The sequence below is a fragment of the Nocardia sp. Root136 genome (assembly GCF_001427185.1).
GTDB classification, from domain to species: domain Bacteria; phylum Actinomycetota; class Actinomycetes; order Mycobacteriales; family Mycobacteriaceae; genus Nocardia; species Nocardia salmonicida.
Map to the genome: position 1 here is coordinate 2,710,361 of NZ_LMFE01000001.1, position 15,770 is coordinate 2,726,130.

15 protein-coding genes and 1 pseudogene are annotated in these 15,770 nt (G+C 66.0%); 1 reads left to right on the top strand and 15 read right to left on the bottom strand.

Annotated features, from left to right (window positions below):
* Window positions 1-30: 30 nt before the first annotated feature.
* The 7 genes from tuf to hppD all read right to left on the bottom strand — a co-directional run bounded on the left by tuf (window position 31) and on the right by hppD (window position 6,855).
* The gene (tuf, locus tag ASD42_RS12310; RefSeq protein ID WP_056814209.1) at window positions 31-1,221 is read right to left on the bottom strand and encodes an elongation factor Tu; all 1,191 of its coding nucleotides are present in this window, start codon (window positions 1,219-1,221) and stop codon (window positions 31-33) included.
* Between the two features lie 136 nt (window positions 1,222-1,357).
* Window positions 1,358-3,460, bottom strand: coding sequence for an elongation factor G (gene fusA, locus ASD42_RS12315; protein WP_056814212.1), 2,103 nt, complete (start codon window positions 3,458-3,460; stop codon window positions 1,358-1,360).
* 33 nt (window positions 3,461-3,493) lie between these two features.
* Complete coding sequence (gene rpsG / locus ASD42_RS12320; RefSeq protein WP_056814216.1) at window positions 3,494-3,964, bottom strand: 30S ribosomal protein S7; 471 nt, start codon at window positions 3,962-3,964, stop codon at window positions 3,494-3,496.
* A gap of 1 nt (window position 3,965) precedes the next feature.
* Window positions 3,966-4,340: a 30S ribosomal protein S12 gene (gene rpsL, locus ASD42_RS12325; RefSeq protein WP_056814220.1), complete on the bottom strand. Its 375-nt coding sequence runs from the start codon at window positions 4,338-4,340 to the stop codon at window positions 3,966-3,968.
* A 271-nt stretch (window positions 4,341-4,611) separates the two neighbouring features.
* Entirely contained in the window at window positions 4,612-5,157 is a 546-nt protein-coding gene (locus tag ASD42_RS12330) for a DUF3558 domain-containing protein (RefSeq protein WP_056814223.1), read from the bottom strand.
* Complete coding sequence (locus ASD42_RS12335) at window positions 5,154-5,681, bottom strand: DUF3558 domain-containing protein (RefSeq protein ID WP_056814226.1); 528 nt, start codon at window positions 5,679-5,681, stop codon at window positions 5,154-5,156. Before ASD42_RS12335 ends, ASD42_RS12330 begins: the two co-directional genes overlap by 4 nt.
* Before the next feature lie 31 nt (window positions 5,682-5,712).
* A complete protein-coding gene (gene hppD, locus ASD42_RS12340) occupies window positions 5,713-6,855 on the bottom strand; it encodes a 4-hydroxyphenylpyruvate dioxygenase (RefSeq protein WP_056814229.1) in 1,143 nt (380 codons plus the stop codon).
* A 133-nt stretch (window positions 6,856-6,988) separates the two neighbouring features.
* Here hppD and ASD42_RS12345 point away from each other — a divergent pair, with 133 nt between their 5' ends.
* The gene (locus ASD42_RS12345) at window positions 6,989-7,504 is read left to right on the top strand and encodes an Lrp/AsnC family transcriptional regulator (RefSeq protein WP_056814232.1); all 516 of its coding nucleotides are present in this window, start codon (window positions 6,989-6,991) and stop codon (window positions 7,502-7,504) included.
* A gap of 19 nt (window positions 7,505-7,523) precedes the next feature.
* Here the strand turns inward: ASD42_RS12345 and ASD42_RS12350 are convergent, their stop codons facing one another.
* The 8 genes and pseudogenes from ASD42_RS12350 to ASD42_RS12385 all read right to left on the bottom strand — a co-directional run bounded on the left by ASD42_RS12350 (window position 7,524) and on the right by ASD42_RS12385 (window position 15,734).
* Complete coding sequence (locus tag ASD42_RS12350) at window positions 7,524-8,162, bottom strand: GntR family transcriptional regulator (protein ID WP_056814235.1); 639 nt, start codon at window positions 8,160-8,162, stop codon at window positions 7,524-7,526.
* Between the two features lie 29 nt (window positions 8,163-8,191).
* Window positions 8,192-9,184 (bottom strand): isopenicillin N synthase family dioxygenase, encoded by a 993-nt coding sequence (locus tag ASD42_RS12355; RefSeq protein ID WP_056814239.1) that lies wholly within the window; start codon window positions 9,182-9,184, stop codon window positions 8,192-8,194.
* Window positions 9,185-9,195: 11 nt separating this feature from the next.
* Window positions 9,196-10,365: a hypothetical protein gene (locus ASD42_RS12360; RefSeq protein WP_056814242.1), complete on the bottom strand. Its 1,170-nt coding sequence runs from the start codon at window positions 10,363-10,365 to the stop codon at window positions 9,196-9,198.
* 15 nt (window positions 10,366-10,380) lie between these two features.
* Window positions 10,381-11,223: an ABC transporter permease gene (locus tag ASD42_RS12365; RefSeq protein ID WP_056814245.1), complete on the bottom strand. Its 843-nt coding sequence runs from the start codon at window positions 11,221-11,223 to the stop codon at window positions 10,381-10,383.
* Complete coding sequence (locus tag ASD42_RS12370) at window positions 11,223-12,008, bottom strand: ABC transporter ATP-binding protein (RefSeq protein ID WP_056816175.1); 786 nt, start codon at window positions 12,006-12,008, stop codon at window positions 11,223-11,225. Before ASD42_RS12370 ends, ASD42_RS12365 begins: the two co-directional genes overlap by 1 nt.
* Before the next feature lie 112 nt (window positions 12,009-12,120).
* Window positions 12,121-13,434 carry an amidohydrolase family protein gene (locus ASD42_RS12375; protein ID WP_056814249.1) on the bottom strand — a complete coding sequence of 438 codons (1,314 nt, stop codon included), beginning with the start codon at window positions 13,432-13,434 and terminating at the stop codon, window positions 12,121-12,123.
* 127 nt (window positions 13,435-13,561) lie between these two features.
* A pseudogene (locus ASD42_RS12380) lies at window positions 13,562-14,673 on the bottom strand (winged helix DNA-binding domain-containing protein).
* 86 nt (window positions 14,674-14,759) lie between these two features.
* Window positions 14,760-15,734, bottom strand: a complete 975-nt coding sequence (locus tag ASD42_RS12385; RefSeq protein ID WP_056814252.1) for an NADPH:quinone oxidoreductase family protein — start codon at window positions 15,732-15,734, stop codon at window positions 14,760-14,762.
* Window positions 15,735-15,770: the final 36 nt, after the last annotated feature.

A 15,770-nucleotide genomic window follows, 5' to 3' on the forward strand; every position in this document is an offset into this window, starting at 1 on the left:
CGCCGTTGCGGTGTCAGTGGGTCTACAGACTCACTTGATGATCTTCGTGACGCGACCGGCACCGACGGTGCGGCCACCTTCGCGGATCGCGAAGCGCAGGCCTTCGTCCATGGCGACCGGCTGGATCAGCTTGACCAGCATCTCGGTGTTGTCGCCGGGCATGACCATCTCGGTGCCCTCGGGGAGGGTAACGACGCCGGTCACGTCCGTGGTACGGAAGTAGAACTGCGGGCGGTAGTTGTTGAAGAACGGGGTGTGGCGGCCGCCCTCGTCCTTCGACAGGATGTACGCCTGGCCCTCGAACTCCGTGTGGGGAGTCGTGGTGCCCGGCTTGACGACAACCTGGCCACGCTCGACATCTTCGCGCTTGATGCCACGAACCAGCAGGCCGACGTTGTCGCCCGCCTGGCCCTGGTCGAGCAGCTTGCGGAACATCTCGATGCCGGTGACGGTGGTCTTGGTCGACTTCTCCTTGATGCCGACGATTTCCACCTCCTCGTTCACGTTGACGATGCCGCGCTCGACACGACCGGTGACGACGGTGCCACGACCGGTGATCGTGAAGACGTCCTCAACGGGCATCAGGAACGGGAGCTCGGTCTCGCGGACCGGGTCCGGGATCGAGTCGTCGACAGCCTGCATGAGCTCGACGATGGCCTCGGCCCACTTCTCGTCGCCCTCGAGGGCCTTCAGGCCGGAGACGCGCACGACCGGCGCGTCCTCGTCGAATTCCTGCGAGGCCAGCAGTTCGCGGACCTCCATCTCGACGAGCTCGAGGATTTCCTCGTCATCGACCATGTCCGACTTGTTCAGCGCGACCAGGATGTAAGGCACGCCGACCTGACGGGCGAGCAGCACGTGCTCGCGAGTCTGCGGCATCGGGCCATCGGTGGCCGCGACCACCAGGATGGCGCCGTCCATCTGCGCCGCACCGGTGATCATGTTCTTGATGTAGTCCGCGTGACCCGGGGCGTCGACGTGCGCGTAGTGGCGCTTCTCGGTCTGGTACTCGACGTGGGAGATGTTGATCGTGATACCACGAGCCTTCTCCTCCGGCGCCTTGTCGATCTGATCGAACGCAAACGCGTCGTTCAGGGTCGGGAACTTGTCAGCCAGCACCTTGGTGATCGCTGCAGTCAGCGTGGTCTTGCCGTGGTCGACGTGACCGATGGTGCCGATGTTGACGTGCGGCTTCGTCCGCTCGAACTTCGCCTTCGCCACTTTTGGGTCCTCCTGGACTTGTTGGTGCGTGCATTTGCAGCAGTGCGTGTGTCATCCCCGCTGGAGGCGGGGATCGGGGGTATTACTTGACGCCCGGCACTTGCGGTCCAGTGTGCCACTGGACCGCAAGAGGGTTTTATTCGCCGGTCGCCTTGGCGATGATCTCCTTGGACACATTGGCCGGAACCTCTGCGTACTGGGCGAACACCATGGAGTAGTTCGCGCGACCCTGGGTCTTGGACCGCAGGTCACCGATGTAACCGAACATCTCCGAGAGCGGAACCAGCGCCTTGACGACACGGGCACCACTGCGTTCCTCCATGGCCTGAATCTGGCCACGGCGGGAGTTGAGGTCGCCGATCACGTCGCCCATGTATTCCTCGGGCGTGATGACCTCGACCGCCATGAGCGGCTCGAGGATCACCGGACCGGCCTTACGGGCCGCTTCCTTGAGGGCCTGCGAACCCGCGATCTTGAACGCCATTTCCGAGGAGTCGACGTCGTGGTACGCGCCGTCGAGCAGGCTGACCTTCAGGTTCACCAGCGGGTAGCCGGCGAGCACGCCGTACTGCATGGCATCCTGGGCGCCCGCGTCGACCGACGGGATGTACTCACGGGGCACGCGACCGCCGGAGACCTTGTTCTCGAACTCGTAGGTCGCGCCGTCTTCGCCGACGAACGGCTCGAGGGCGATGATGACCTTCGCGAACTGGCCGGAGCCACCCGTCTGCTTCTTGTGGGTGAACTCGTGCTTTTCGACCTTCTTGGTGATGGTCTCGCGGTAGGCCACCTGCGGCTTGCCGACGTTGGCCTCGACCTTGAACTCGCGACGCATACGGTCGACGAGGATGTCGAGGTGGAGCTCGCCCATGCCGCCGATGACGGTCTGGCCGGTCTCCTGGTCGAGCTTGACCGAGAACGTCGGGTCTTCGCGAGCCAGCTTCTGGATCGCGGTGCCGAGCTTCTCCTGGTCGGACTTGGTCTTGGGCTCGATCGAGACCTCGATGACCGGATCCGGGAAGGTCATCGACTCGAGGACGACCTGGTTCTGCGCGTCGGACAGGGTGTCACCGGTGGTGGTGTCCTTCAGGCCGATGACCGCGTAGATGTGGCCTGCCGACGCCGTGGCGACCGGCATCTCCTTGTTGGAGTGCATCTGGAACAGCTTGCCCAGACGCTCCTTCTTGCCCTTGGTCGAGTTCACGACCTGGGCGCCGGAGGCAACCTGACCCGAGTACACGCGCACGTAGGTGAGCTCACCGAAGAACGGGTGCACCGCGATCTTGAACGCCAGGGCCGCGAACGGCTCATCGACGTTGGGCTTGCGGGTGATCAGCTCTTCTTCTTTGTTGGGCACGTGGCCGGTGGTGGCCTCGACGTCCAGCGGGGAAGGAAGGTAATCGATGACCGCGTCGAGCATGGGCTGAACGCCCTTGTTCTTGAACGCGGAACCACACAGCACCGGGTACAGCTCGGAGTTGACCGTCATCTTGCGGATGGCGCCCTTGATCTCCTCGATGGTGAGATCCTCGCCACCGAAGAACTTCTCGAGCAGTGCCTCGTCGGACTCGGCGACGGTCTCGAGCAGTTCCTGACGGTACTGCTCGGCCTTCTCCTTGAGGTCGGCCGGGATCTCGACGACTTCGTACTCTTCGCCGAGCTTGGTCTCGCCCTTCCAGACCTTGGCATTGTTCTCGACCAGGTCGACGATGCCCTCGAAGTCGTTCTCAGCGCCGATCGGCAGCTGGATCACGAGCGGGCGAGCGCCGAGACGGTCCTTGATGGTCTGCACGGTGAAGTAGAAATCCGCACCGAGCTTGTCCATCTTGTTCACGAAGCAGATACGCGGCACGTCGTACTTGTCGGCCTGACGCCACACCTGCTCGGACTGGGGCTCGACACCCTCTTTGCCGTCGAACACCGCGACCGCACCATCGAGCACGCGGAGCGAACGCTCCACCTCGACGGTGAAGTCGACGTGCCCGGGGGTGTCGATGATGTTGATCTGGTTGTCTTTCCAGAAGCAAGTGGTAGCCGCGGAGGTGATGGTGATACCACGCTCCTGCTCCTGCTCCATCCAGTCCATCGTGGCCGCGCCATCGTGAACTTCACCGATCTTGTACGTGATGCCGGTGTAGAACAGGATGCGTTCGGTCGTGGTGGTCTTGCCCGCATCGATGTGGGCCATGATGCCGATGTTGCGGACCTTGTTCAGGTCGGTGAGCACGTCCTGTGCCACGAAATTCTCCCTTTTAAGTGACGGGCCGGGCAATCACCAGCGGTAGTGCGCGAAGGCCCGGTTCGACTCGGCCATCTTGTGGGTGTCCTCGCGACGCTTCACGGCGGCACCGAGGCCGTTGCTGGCATCGAGGAGCTCGTTGGCGAGACGCTCGACCATGGTCTTCTCGCGACGGGCGCGGGAGTAGCTGACCAGCCAGCGCAGCGCGAGGGTGTTGGCGCGGCCCGGACGGACCTCGACCGGCACCTGGTAGGTGGCGCCACCGACACGACGGGGCTTCACCTCGAGGGCGGGCTTGACGTTGTCCAGTGCGCGCTTGAGGGTGACGACCGGATCGGTGCCGGTCTTCTCACGCGCCTGCTCGAGTGCGCCGTAGACGATGCGCTCGGCGGTGGACTTCTTGCCGTCCATGAGGATCTTGTTGACCAGCTGAGTGACCAGCGGGGACCCGTAGACCGGGTCGTTGATCAGCGGACGCTTGGGTGCGGGGCCCTTGCGTGGCATATCAGCTCTTCTCCTTCTTGGCGCCGTAGCGGCTGCGCGCCTGCTTGCGGTTCTTCACGCCCTGGGTGTCGAGCGAGCCACGGATGATCTTGTAACGGACACCGGGAAGGTCCTTCACACGACCGCCGCGGACGAGCACCATCGAGTGCTCCTGCAGGTTGTGGCCTTCACCGGGGATGTACGCCGTGACCTCGATCGCGCTGGTCAGGCGAACACGCGCGACCTTACGGAGCGCGGAGTTCGGCTTCTTGGGGGTGGTGGTGTACACGCGAGTGCACACGCCACGACGCTGCGGGCTCCCCTTCAGGGCCGCAGTCTTGGTCTTGGTGACCTTGTCGCGGCGACCCTTGCGGACCAGCTGGTTGATGGTTGGCATAGACCGGCTTTCCTTATTGGTAATTCGCTTGGTGTGCAGTGTCTTGCAGTTCATCGAGCTTTCACTCGCACGTCAGACCACGTTTCCGTTAACCCGTGGTCGGGCGTGTCGCCGTGGCGCTCAGTGCCCTTTTCAAGGCACGCTGGAACGTATCGGCCGCTTTCGCTGGCCTACGTTCACACACGAACTTGCCCGTAGCAATCCGGGCACAGGGATCTACGATACCCGCGTGCCTGATGGGGGGTCAAAGCGGGGGGCCGCGTCAAGCCTTCTACCGGGCGAGATCCAAGGTGAGCTCGACCAATTTCTGGGCGCCCGCGCACGGATCGGGGTGAGCCGAGCCGGGCCGGTAGTTGATCCACCAGCCGACGACGCCGACATCGGCGGCCGGTGCGGTGACGCCGCAGGAGTCGTTGTCGCCCGGTCGACGCACCTGCAGCGCCCTGCGGCCCTGCACGGTGATGTCGCCGGAGAGGTAGCCCAACTTGTCGTTGGTGGCCTTCTCGTTGTTCAGCGTACCCATCTCGTACCAGTTGAGGCTGGCCATGGCTCCCCCACCGGGTGCGTCCTCGATGTCCCACATGCAGACGGCGCCGCTGAAGGAGGCGCTCACGTACTTGGCGTTGCCGATGATCTCGCCGATCTTGTCCGCGGCCACCACCTCGCACTCGCGCAGCAGCTTGTCGAAGTCGGTGTTGATCGACTCACCGCCGCCACCCTTTCCCAGCGGCTGGGCACTGCCCTCGATCTTCTGGCCGCAGCCTGCCAACGCGAGGGTGAGCATCAGCGCCGCGGCGGCGACCTTGCCGGCGCTCACCGCAGCCGTCCCACGGTCAGCTCGGCCAGTTTCCTGGTGCGGTCGCACGGGTTGCCGCCGGTGGCGAACAGGCCGGTGGATATCGACCACTCGAAGAAGTCGTCGTCGAGTTGCACGGCGAAGTCACAGACGGTGCCCTCCGGCGCGAGCGCCTGGAAGCCGGGATGGCCGCCGACCTCGATGGACTCGGGCGCACGGCCCACGTTGGACACCCACGCCTTCTCACGTTCGATCGGACTGCCCCGGTACGAGGCGAAAGTGACGCTGGGCGAGGATAATCCGGCAGATTGCCAGTTGCAGCCGGTCGCGTTCTTGTAGACCCGAGCGATCTGGCCGAGGCCCGCGAGTGTGCGCACTTCGTCGTCGGTGACATGGCCGCATTCGCCCACGAAGGGGCCGAGTGAGGCGACCTTCGGTGGTGGTCGGTTGGGCCCTGCCGGCGTATCGGAGTCGCCCCCCGATCCGCACGACGTCAGCATGACGACCAAGGTCATGCCGGTGATGATCGCCGAGGGGATCCGCATGGCATGAACTGTAGTAGGTCCGCGGACCCGGTCACAGGTTGCCGCGAGCCTCCTGCTCTCGTTCGATGGCCTGAAAAAGGGCCTTGAAATTGCCCTTTCCGAAACCGAGTGAGCCGTGTCGCTCGATGAGTTCGAAGAAGACGGTGGGGCGATCGGTGAGGGGACGGGTGAAGATCTGCAGGAGGTAGCCGTCCTCGTCGCGGTCGACCAGGATGCCTCGGCGCTGGAGTTCGTCGACCGGTACGCGCACGGCCCCGATGCGGGCGCGCAATTCCGGGTCCTCGTAATAGGCGTCGGGGGTGGCGAGGAACTCGACGCCCTCGGCGCGTAGGGCATCGACGGTGTCGAGGATGTCGCCGGTGGCCAGCGCGATGTGTTGTACGCCGGGGCCGCGATAGAACTCGAGGTACTCGTCGATCTGAGAACGCTTGCGGCCAAGGGCCGGTTCGTTGAGGGGGAACTTCACGCGGTGGTTGCCGTTGGCGACGACCTTGCTCATCAGCGCGGAGTACTCGGTGGCGATGTCGTCGCCGACGAATTCGGCCATGTTCGTGAATCCCATGACGCCGCGGTAGAAGTCGACCCAGCGGTCCATCATGCCCAGCTCGACATTGCCCACTACGTGGTCGATCGCCTGGAATACGCGCTTGCCCGGCGCGCGGGTGGAGGTGCGGGCGATATAGCCGGGGAGATAGGGACCGACGTAGCCGGAGCGATCGACGAGAGTGTGTCGGGTGTCGCCGTAGGTGGCCAGCGCGCCGGAGCGGACGGTGCCGAATTCGTCGGTCTCGTCGTGGGGTTCGGTGAGGATCGTCGCGCCGCGTTCGCGGGCCCTGGCGATGCAGCGATCCACATCGGGGACCTCGAGGGCGATGTCGACGATGCCGTCGCCGTGGCGGTCGTGGTGGGCGATGAGGGGGCTGTCGGGGTCGACCGCGCCGGTGATCACGAACCGCGCTCCCCCACTGCGCAGCACGAACGACTTGTGGTCGCGATTGCCGGTCTCGGGGCCCGAGTACGCCTCCAGTCGCATGCCGAACGCGGACTGCAGGAAGTGGGCGCTCTGGGTCGCGTTGCCGACAACCCAGACGAGGGCGTCCCACCCGATCACCGGAAACGGATCGACACTGTCGTCGTGCTCGATCAGCCCGACGAGCTGCTGCTCAATGGTCATGACCTTAGGAAATCGCGTCACGCCGCAGGTGGGCAACTACTCCATATTTCCCTGAACAGGCTGGCTCGAGAAGCCACCGAATGCGCGCAAATGGTGGACAATTTGAATAGCTACCGGACAGGGAGGTCTTCGCATGCGCACGCCCGCGAAATTGGATGAGCTCGATCTGGCGATCCTCACCGCGATGCACGAATTCCAGCGGGCCGGAATTCTCGAGCTGTCGAGGCGGACGAAGGTCGCGCGGGCGACGGTGCAGGCGCGGATCAACCGGATGGAGGAATCCGGTGTGATCGCGTCCTACGATCCGCAGATCGATGTCACCGCAGCGGGTTTCGATGTGCAGGCGTTCGTGACCTTGGAGATCGCGCAGGGGGCGCTCGACCAGGTGAGTTCGGAGCTCACCGCGATTCCGGGGGTGATCGAGGCGTACGCGACGACGGGCTCCGGCGATGTGTTGTGCCGGATCGGGGCCGATTCACACGCGGGATTGCAAGCGGTGTTGTTGAGCATCGACCGGACGGGTTCGGTGGTGCGGTCGCACAGCGTGGTCGTGTTGTCGACGGTGGTCGCGCACCGCACGATGCCGCTGCTGCACACGCTGACCCCGGCGGGCACCGCGAAGGCGCCCGCGTACCGGGATCAACGCTGAGGATTCCTGACAGAAGCTGTTATTGCCTGGCGAGGCGGGTCAGTAGCCCCTGTACGTGCGCCTCCGCGGCGGCGCGGGCGGACTCGGGGTGACCGGACTCGAGGGCTTCGACGATGCGGCGGTGTTCGCGCAGGGCGACGCGGCGGTTGCGGGCCGAGCACCACAGGTCGCCGCGGTAGAGGTGGGCCTGGGCTTCCAGGCGGGCCAGTTCGTCGACGACGCACCCATTGCCGGAGGCGTCGCGGATGAAGGTGTGGAATTCCAGGTCGAGCTGGGCGTCGCGCGCGGGGTCGGTCGGATCGTCGAGGTGCGCTTGCTGGGCACTGATGATGCCGGTGAGCTTGTCGAGGTCGGCCTCGGTGAGTCGGGTAGCGGCCGCGGCGGCGGCGAGGCCGTCGAGGGCGGCGCGGACCGCGAGCACGTCGCGGATGCGGTCGTCGTCGACGGCGGCCACCTTCGCGCCCGCGTGCGGTGCGCTCACGGCGAGACCCTCGTAGATCAGCTGCTGCACCGCTTCGCGAACAGGGCTGCGGCTGACCCCGAGTTCGGTCGCCAGCGCCGGCACGCTGAGCGATTGGCCCGGGGTCAGCGCGCCGGAGAGGACCATCTGCCGGATCTGCCGATGGACAGACTGGCCGAGCAGCGAGGCTTCGGTCATCGCAGTGCCCTTTCCGTTGATTGCGGCAATTATCCCTGGGGCCGGTAGTTCGCCTGCACCCGCTGAGTCAAGAAGTCCGCCGCGGTGACGGGCGGGTACTTGCCCGCGGGCCCCTGGATGACGGCGTCGCGGTCGGCCTGGGCGAAGTAGGCGATGCTGTAGCGCTCGCCCTGGTACTCGCCCTCGCCGGGGCTGCGCACGCGGTGGAAGTTCGACGGCAGCAGGTCGTCGCTCCAGCGGGTGAGCATGTCGCCGATATTGCAGGTGATCAGGCTCGACGAGGGGGTGATGGAGGTCCACTCCTGTTCCGCCATCTCCTTGCCGGGGCACACCTGGAGCCCACCCTGACCGTCACGCTGGAAAAGCAGTGTGAGGCAGTCGAAGTCGGTATGGGCACCGGCCCGCCAGCGCCCGGGGACACCGCGCAGTTCCTCGGGGACGGCGAAGTAGTGCAGCAACCGCAGGGCGCTCTGGTAGCTCTCGGAGCTGGGATCGTGTGCGGCGGTGAAGTGTTCGCGTTCGAGGCCGAGGCGGTCGGCGAAGCACGACAGCACCCGCATCGCCACTTCCCAGGCCCGGCGCTCGAAATCGAGCACCCGGGAACGGAATCCGGCCAGTTCGGTCTCACTGGGCCACAGCTGGTCCATATGCGGCCGGGTGATCTGGTAGGACTCCTTCTGATCGGGCACGCCGATGGACGGGCGCACCTGGCTCAAGCTCTCCCAGCCCGCGTTGTTCTTCTTGACCAAGGGGTACTGACCCTTGACCTCTTCGGGAAGGGCGAAGAAATCGGCTGTGGCGCCGAACATTTCGTCGATCAGGTCCTGCGGAATGCCGTGGCCGGAGAGCTGGAAGAAGCCGATCTCGGTGGCGGCGGCCCACAGTTCCTCGGTGATCTCGGCGCGACGGTTCTCGAAGTCGGCGAGGTCGATGACGCGGATCTCGCGATCGGCGGTCTCCTTGCCGAGGCCGCCCATCTGCTTCTCGCGCGAGACTTCGGACAGGTCGTAGCTGGCGGTCATGGGGTGTCTCCTTAGCCGGTGACGGAAATGGCGGGGTCGAGGAATTCCTTGGTGACCAGGTCCTTCGCGGTCAGGCCGGTGGGCACGTTCGCGCCGCCGGCTCGCAGGATGGGTCCGAATTCGTCGATGATGCGCTGCACGCGGGCCTCGTCGAAACTGCCGAGCACGCCGTCGGTGTCGTTGCCGATCAGGCCGCCGTCGATGAGGGCCTTGGAACCGAATTCGGCCAGTTCGGCGCTGTAGGGGCTGAGCTTGGGGTTCTGTTCGACCACGTCGACGACGACATCGTTGACGTGACCGGGATCAGCTTTGAACGACGCGGTGGCCTGCTGGATCATCGGCACCAGCTTCCGCAGGCACGGGCGCAGCTCGGCGAGCTTGTCGGCGCGCACGTTCACGGTGCGGGCATAACCTTCGTAGCCGACGTCCTTGAGCAGCTGGTAGCCCACCGGCTTGTTCCAGGCCCGCACTTCGTGCTCGTAGGTGAAGGGTTCGGCGTTGGCGAAGCCCTGCTGGGCGAAGGACGGATCGGTGACGAAGCGCGAGGGCGAATTGTCGTAGGAGGCGTCGATCTGATCCTTGTTCACCAGTCCGCGGGCGACGAGCCAGTCCGGGTAGAGCTGCCCCTTGGACACCACGACCGGCTTGCCGGACCTGCCGATATCGGCGATGCCCTGCCAGTCGGGATTGGTCTTCGGGTCCCACATCAGCATCTGCGGGCTGTTGCGCAGCAGGGTGGTGACGGCGACGATCGGCTGCTGACCGGCGGCGGCGATGGCGTGCTCGGAGTGGGCGAGGCCGAGGGTGATGCTCTGGTCGACATACATCTGCGACGGCACGGTCTGGAAGCCGATGGCCGGACCGCCCGCGCGGATCTCCAGCTTCACGCCGGTGTCCTTGCCGTCGGCGACCAGCGGGCCGGTGATCTTGTTGTTGTCGGCGTCGACGGTGTAGCCGGGGCCGAGCAGACCGAAGATCGGGCCGGAGTCGGTCTCGGGTGCCCACTGGAGTTGAACGACCACGGTGGCGGGGCAGGCACCGGCGAGTTGCTGTTCGGCCGGCGCGGGTTCGAGCGCGACGGCGGGTGCGTCGGTGGTGTCGTCGGAACAGGCGGACGCGGTACCGGCCAGCAGCACGGCCAGCGCGGCGAAACCTATGCGGCGCAGCGGAAGTGTCTTCATGGTTGTCCTTACAAGCTATTGGGCGGAGTTGTGCCAGCGGCCGACGCTGACCTTCTGGATGACCGTGAACACGGTGAACACGAGCACGCCGAACAGGGCGGCCAGCAGCAGCGCACCGATCAGGTCCTCGGATTGCAGGCGGGCGCGGTAGGTATCGAGCAGGGTGCCGATGCCGGGTTTGCCCTGGGCGAAGAACATGTCGCCGATGATCGCGCCGGTGACCGAAAGACCTGCGGCGGTGCGTAACCCGGTCAGCGTCGAGGGCAGAGCGGCGGGCAGTTGCAGCGACCAGAGGCGGCGCAGGCGGCCCGCTCGGCCGAGGGTGAACAATTCCTGGAGATTGCCGTCGACGGATTTGATGCCGAACAGGGTCATCGCGATGATCGGGTGGATCGCGATGAGCACGCACACGGTGGTGCGGGCGGCGAAGCCGTAGCCGAGCCACAAGCCGATCAGCGGGACCACGGCGAGCACCGGAATCGCCTGCAAGACCACCGCGTACGGATAGACGACGTTCTCGATCGGCCTGGCCTGGCTCATCAGCACCGCGATCGCCACCCCGAGCACCGCCGAGATCAGCAGGCCGGTGATCGCGACCCTGGCGGTCACGGCCAGCGCCTCGAGCATCACCTCGAGCTTCTTCGGATCGGCGAGCGATTCACTGAACACCACATGCGGCGCGGGCAGCAGGAAGCGGCGGCCCTCGCTGAGGATCAGCATCGACACCGCGTACCAGGCGGCCAGCGCCAAGGTGATCGACACGATCGGCGCCACCAGGGCACTGCCGAATCTGCGCAGTTGTGTAGTCGGCAGTTGCACCTTCGCCGTGGCAGGGACACGGGCCGCGATACTCACCATCAGGCAGCCTCTTTCAACGAGCGCGAGATGCGCGAAACGAGTTCGGTGAAGGCGGGTTCGAAGCGCAGTTCGCGGTCCCGCGGGTAGGGCAGGTCGACGTCGATCACCTCATGGATGCGGCCCGGTCTGGCCGACATCACCACCACGCGCGAAGCGAGGAACACGGCCTCGGAGACCGAGTGGGTGATGAACAGGGCGGTGAAGGCGTTGTCGCGGTAGAGGCGCAGCAGCTCTTCCTGCATGTTCAGCCTGGTCATCTCGTCGAGCGCGCCGAACGGTTCGTCCAGCAGCATCAGGCGCGGTTCCAGCGTCAGCGCCCTGGCCAGCGAGACGCGCATGCGCATGCCACCGGAGAGCTGGCTGGGCAGCTTGTTCGCGAAGTCCGCGAGGCCGACGGCTTCGATCGCCCGCTCGACCCGTTCGCGGCGCGTCTTGCGGTCGACACCGGCCAGTTCGGCCGAGAGTTCGACATTGCGGCGCACCTTCCGCCACGGCAGCAGCGTGGCTTCCTGGAAGATGAAGCCGATCGAATTCGTGCGCACCGCAACGGCTCCCGAGCTCACCGGCTCGAGACCGGCGGCCAGGCGCAGCAGCGTGGACTTGCCGCAGCCGGACGGGCCGACCACCGCCACGAATTCGCCTTCGCGGATGTCGAGGTCGATGTCGGTCAGGGCGAGCGTGCCCTCTTCGCCGCCGAAGCGTTTGCTCACGTCGGCGAAGGAAACCTCCAGGCCGGACAGCAGCGTCCTCGCGTCGGCGTCGTTCACCGTGTCGTAGAGCGTCACCGTGATCACCTTCTCCTGCGGTATATCGGTGTTGCGTGCAACTTGTGGGTGGATTCAGTTTGAACGAACTGGATTACATGCAATGTGTTGTTCGTTTCGGACTCATTAACAGTCATCGCATGTGGATCAGACGACGCGCGAGATCCCGATGATCGACGCGGGTGCTGGCGCCGTCGCGGATCACGGCCTCGCCGTCGACCCACACGGTGTCGATCACGCGAGGCGACGCGGCGGTGAGCAGGGTGGCGCCGGGGTCGAGAACCGGCAGGCAGGCGAAGTCGCGGTCGAAGCGCACGAGCGTGAGGTCGGCGCGGTCGCCGATCGCGATGCCGGTGTGCGACGGGCGGCCGAGTACACGGCCCGCGGCGCCGGTCGCCATCCGCACCATCTGGTCGAAACCGAGCAGGTCGGCCTTCTTGTGGGCCGCACGCTGCAGATACGCGCCGATACGCAGGGCCAGCAACATGTCCTGGGTGTCGTTGCTCGCGGCGCCGTCGACCCCGAGGGTGACATCGATGCCCGCGGCCAGCATCTGCGGAACGGGGGCGACGCCGCTGCCGAGCCGCATGTTCGAGACCGGGTTGTAGGACACGGCGACACCGCGCTCGGCGAAGACCTTGCGGCCGTGGTCGTCGAGGTTGACGCAGTGCACGGCGAGGGTGCGGTCCCAGAGGAAACCGCTCGCGTCGAGGTAGTCGACGGCCGCGACGCCTGCATGCAATCGGCACATATCGTCGTCGGTGGTGGTCTCGAGAACATGTATCGACACCGTTTTGCCGGCGGCCTGCGCGTACTCGCGCGTGGCCGCCATGCCGTCGGGGGTGAGGCAGCGCGGGTTGGGCACGGCGAGAGCGGTGGTGATGCGCGTGCCGACCAGTTGCTTGTCGAGTTCGTCGACGTGGGCCAGGGCCTCGCCGAGTGGTTGCATCAGGCGCGGGTCGAGGCCCCATTTACGGGTGATGTCGGCGCGGTCGGCGATGCCGCGCCCGAGGACCACGCGGATGCCGAGTTCCCGCAGCGCGCGGACCATCGCCTGATGGACCTCGTCGGACGGGCTGGGCCACATGTGTTCGACGACCGTGGTGACGCCGCTGCGCAGCAGTTCCAGACCACCCGCCAGCGCCGAGAGGTAGGTCTGTTCCGGGGTGGCGGCCACGGTGTGTTCGCCGACGCAGCGCAGCCATTCCAGCAGCGGCAGGCCCTCGCCGACTCCCCGCAGAACCGCCTGCTGCAGGTGAGTGTGCGTGTTGACGAAGCCGGGGAGCAGGTAGCCGCCACCGCCGTCGAAACGGGGCAGGTCCGCGTGCTCGGGCCCGGCGCGGAGAGCGATGACAACACCGCCGTGGACCACGACTTCGCCGGGCGTCCAGCCCTGCTCGGTGTAGACGGTGACATCGGTAATGACGACGGACGCGACAGATTCCATGCGCGCACCTCTTTCGGGATGCGGCTGGTTAGCGCGCCGGATTCAGCGCCGCACGTCGTCCGTTGCAGCCATGAACGTCGTGGGGACGACCCTAGGAACCGGTTGTTGCCTCGACGTTAAAGCGATGTCACAGGCGGAGGTCCGCGCCGGGAGCCAGGATCTCCACCGCTGGCTCGGATTCGGGTTCGAGGAAGGCCAGTAGCACTGCGGCTTCTTGTTCTACTTGCGCCGCTTCGGTTTTCGTCCAGGCGCGGTTCGGACTGATCCGCAGATGTGCGGTGCCGGACTTGACGAAGATCTTGTAGACCCCGGCTAGGAAACCGTCGATCAGGATCGAGGAGACGATGGTGGCAAAGGTGCGGAACGACGTGGCGGAGCCGTCGCCGATGATGCGGGAGCGGTCCTTGTGCGAGAGCAACGCGTTGTCGTACCAGCCGAGCAGGCGGACGGGAGCGGGCAGGTCAGGGTCTGCGAGTTCGAGTTCGGCGGCGTCGTAGAGGGTGCGGCCGCGGTCGTCGGTGTAGGTGCGAACCCGGTCGCCGAGTTCGGTGACGGCCTTCTTCATGGCCGGTAGGCGTGACCAGGCCTGCATGTCCATCGTGCTGGCCGGGCCGAAGGCGCGCAGGTAGCGCAGGACCAGTTCCGATACCGGGTAGGTCGAGTCGAGCGGTGTGTTCAGCCAGGGCTCGACTCGTGACCAGACCGGGCGGCTGTTGTCGCGCCAGCGGCCGCGCGGGGGTGTTTGCAGGACGGGGAGTTGGTACAGCCAGGCTTGCAGGACGGCACCGGCGTCACGGTCTGGGTACAGGCGCGCGGCCTCCGCACGCATGTCCGCCGCCGACATCGGCTTGTCGCCGAGAACCGCTTCCCCGTTAGCCCGCACCTCCTCCGGATCCAGACCGACCATCGCGCCGAAATTGAAGCCCTTGCGGAATGGAGCCTTTTCCAGTTCCGGCTGGATGTGGGGCGCGATACGCAAGGCGTCGGGCGGAGTGACCAGGTGATCGTGCCGCGCATCAAGGTGATTCGCACCAGAGAGCGGTCCTCTAGCCCTGCCGATACCGTCGCCGGATCGAAATCGGCTATCCGACTCCATAATCCGACGAACGGTGGCGGGACGTCTTGAGCCTGCAAACCGATCAGATGGTCACACATCTGGGCGACGGTCAGCGTTGAGCGCTCCAGCAGATGCTGCCGGGCCAGCAGGGTCCGGTTGAGCGTTCGATTCGACAACTGCATTCGAGTTCCTCCGTCGGCCCGCTACGATCCGCCGACATTACCGCCGACCTGTGACAGCCAGACCGCGACCGCACGGATGCGCCTGGTCAGCGCAGCTGCACGACCACCTTGCCGGTGGCGGTCCGGTTGTCCAGTGCCGCAACGGCTTCGGCGGTCTTGTCGAGCGGGTAGAGCACCGGATCGGGAGCGGAGATCGCACCGGAGGCCAGCAGCGGCGCGATCTCGGCCCACTGTTCGGCGAGGTAGGTGGGGTGCGACATCACCCATTCGCCCCAGGCCGCGCCGATGACCTCGACGTTCTTGAGCAGCAGGCGGTTCACCTTCACCGTCGGGATCTCGCCCGCCGTGAAGCCGACGACCAGCAGTCGGCCGCCGCCCGCCAGAGAACGAACGCTGTCGGTGAAGCGGTCGCCACCGACCGGGTCGAGAACGATATCGACGCCGCGACCTTCGGTCAGGTCCTTCACCGCGGCGAGCCAGCCGTCGGTGAGCACCACATCGGTGGCGCCATTGGCCTTGGCCACTTGGGCCTTCTCGTCGGTGCTGACCACGGCGATCACCCGACCCGCGCCGAGCGCCTTGGCCATGCGCAGCGTGGAGGTGCCGATGCCGCCTGCCGCGCCGTGCACCAGGACCGTCTCACCCTCGGCCAGCCTGCCGCGCTTGGTCAGGCAGAAATGGACGGTGAGGTCGTTGAACAGCACGCCCGCGCCCGCTTCGAGGGAGACGTTGTCGGGCAGCACGAACACGGCATGCTCGGGGGACACGGCCACCTCGGCGACACCGTTGCCGAGCATGGTCAGCGCCGCGACCCGGTCACCGGGGCGCAGCGACGAACCCTCCGGCGCCTCGCGCACCACCCCGGCCACCTCGCCGCCGACGACGAAGGGCAGGCCCGGCTTCATCTGGTAGAGACCGCGCGTCATCAGCACATCGGGGAAGGCGATGCCCGCGGCGTGCACGTCGATCAGCACGCCGCCCGGATAGGCCACCGGCTCGGGCAGATCGACGATCTCGATCGCCGACGGTCCATCCAACTTGCCGACCTGGGCTGCGCGCATTTTTCGACACCTCTCTCTATGACATTCGCCAGCGAA

Coding starts and splice junctions, on each gene's coding strand:
- ASD42_RS12375 (WP_056814249.1), bottom strand. CDS start 13,434: ATGGAATCTGTCGCGTCCGTCGTCATTACCGATGTCACCGTCTACACC.
- ASD42_RS12385 (WP_056814252.1), bottom strand. CDS start 15,734: ATGCGCGCAGCCCAGGTCGGCAAGTTGGATGGACCGTCGGCGATCGAG.
- ASD42_RS12335 (WP_056814226.1), bottom strand. CDS start 5,681: ATGCGGATCCCCTCGGCGATCATCACCGGCATGACCTTGGTCGTCATG.
- ASD42_RS12350 (WP_056814235.1), bottom strand. CDS start 8,162: ATGACCGAAGCCTCGCTGCTCGGCCAGTCTGTCCATCGGCAGATCCGG.
- rpsL (WP_056814220.1), bottom strand. CDS start 4,340: ATGCCAACCATCAACCAGCTGGTCCGCAAGGGTCGCCGCGACAAGGTC.
- hppD (WP_056814229.1), bottom strand. CDS start 6,855: ATGACCATTGAGCAGCAGCTCGTCGGGCTGATCGAGCACGACGACAGT.
- ASD42_RS12345 (WP_056814232.1), top strand. CDS start 6,989: ATGCGCACGCCCGCGAAATTGGATGAGCTCGATCTGGCGATCCTCACC.
- rpsG (WP_056814216.1), bottom strand. CDS start 3,964: ATGCCACGCAAGGGCCCCGCACCCAAGCGTCCGCTGATCAACGACCCG.
- ASD42_RS12365 (WP_056814245.1), bottom strand. CDS start 11,223: ATGGTGAGTATCGCGGCCCGTGTCCCTGCCACGGCGAAGGTGCAACTG.
- ASD42_RS12360 (WP_056814242.1), bottom strand. CDS start 10,365: ATGAAGACACTTCCGCTGCGCCGCATAGGTTTCGCCGCGCTGGCCGTG.
- ASD42_RS12355 (WP_056814239.1), bottom strand. CDS start 9,184: ATGACCGCCAGCTACGACCTGTCCGAAGTCTCGCGCGAGAAGCAGATG.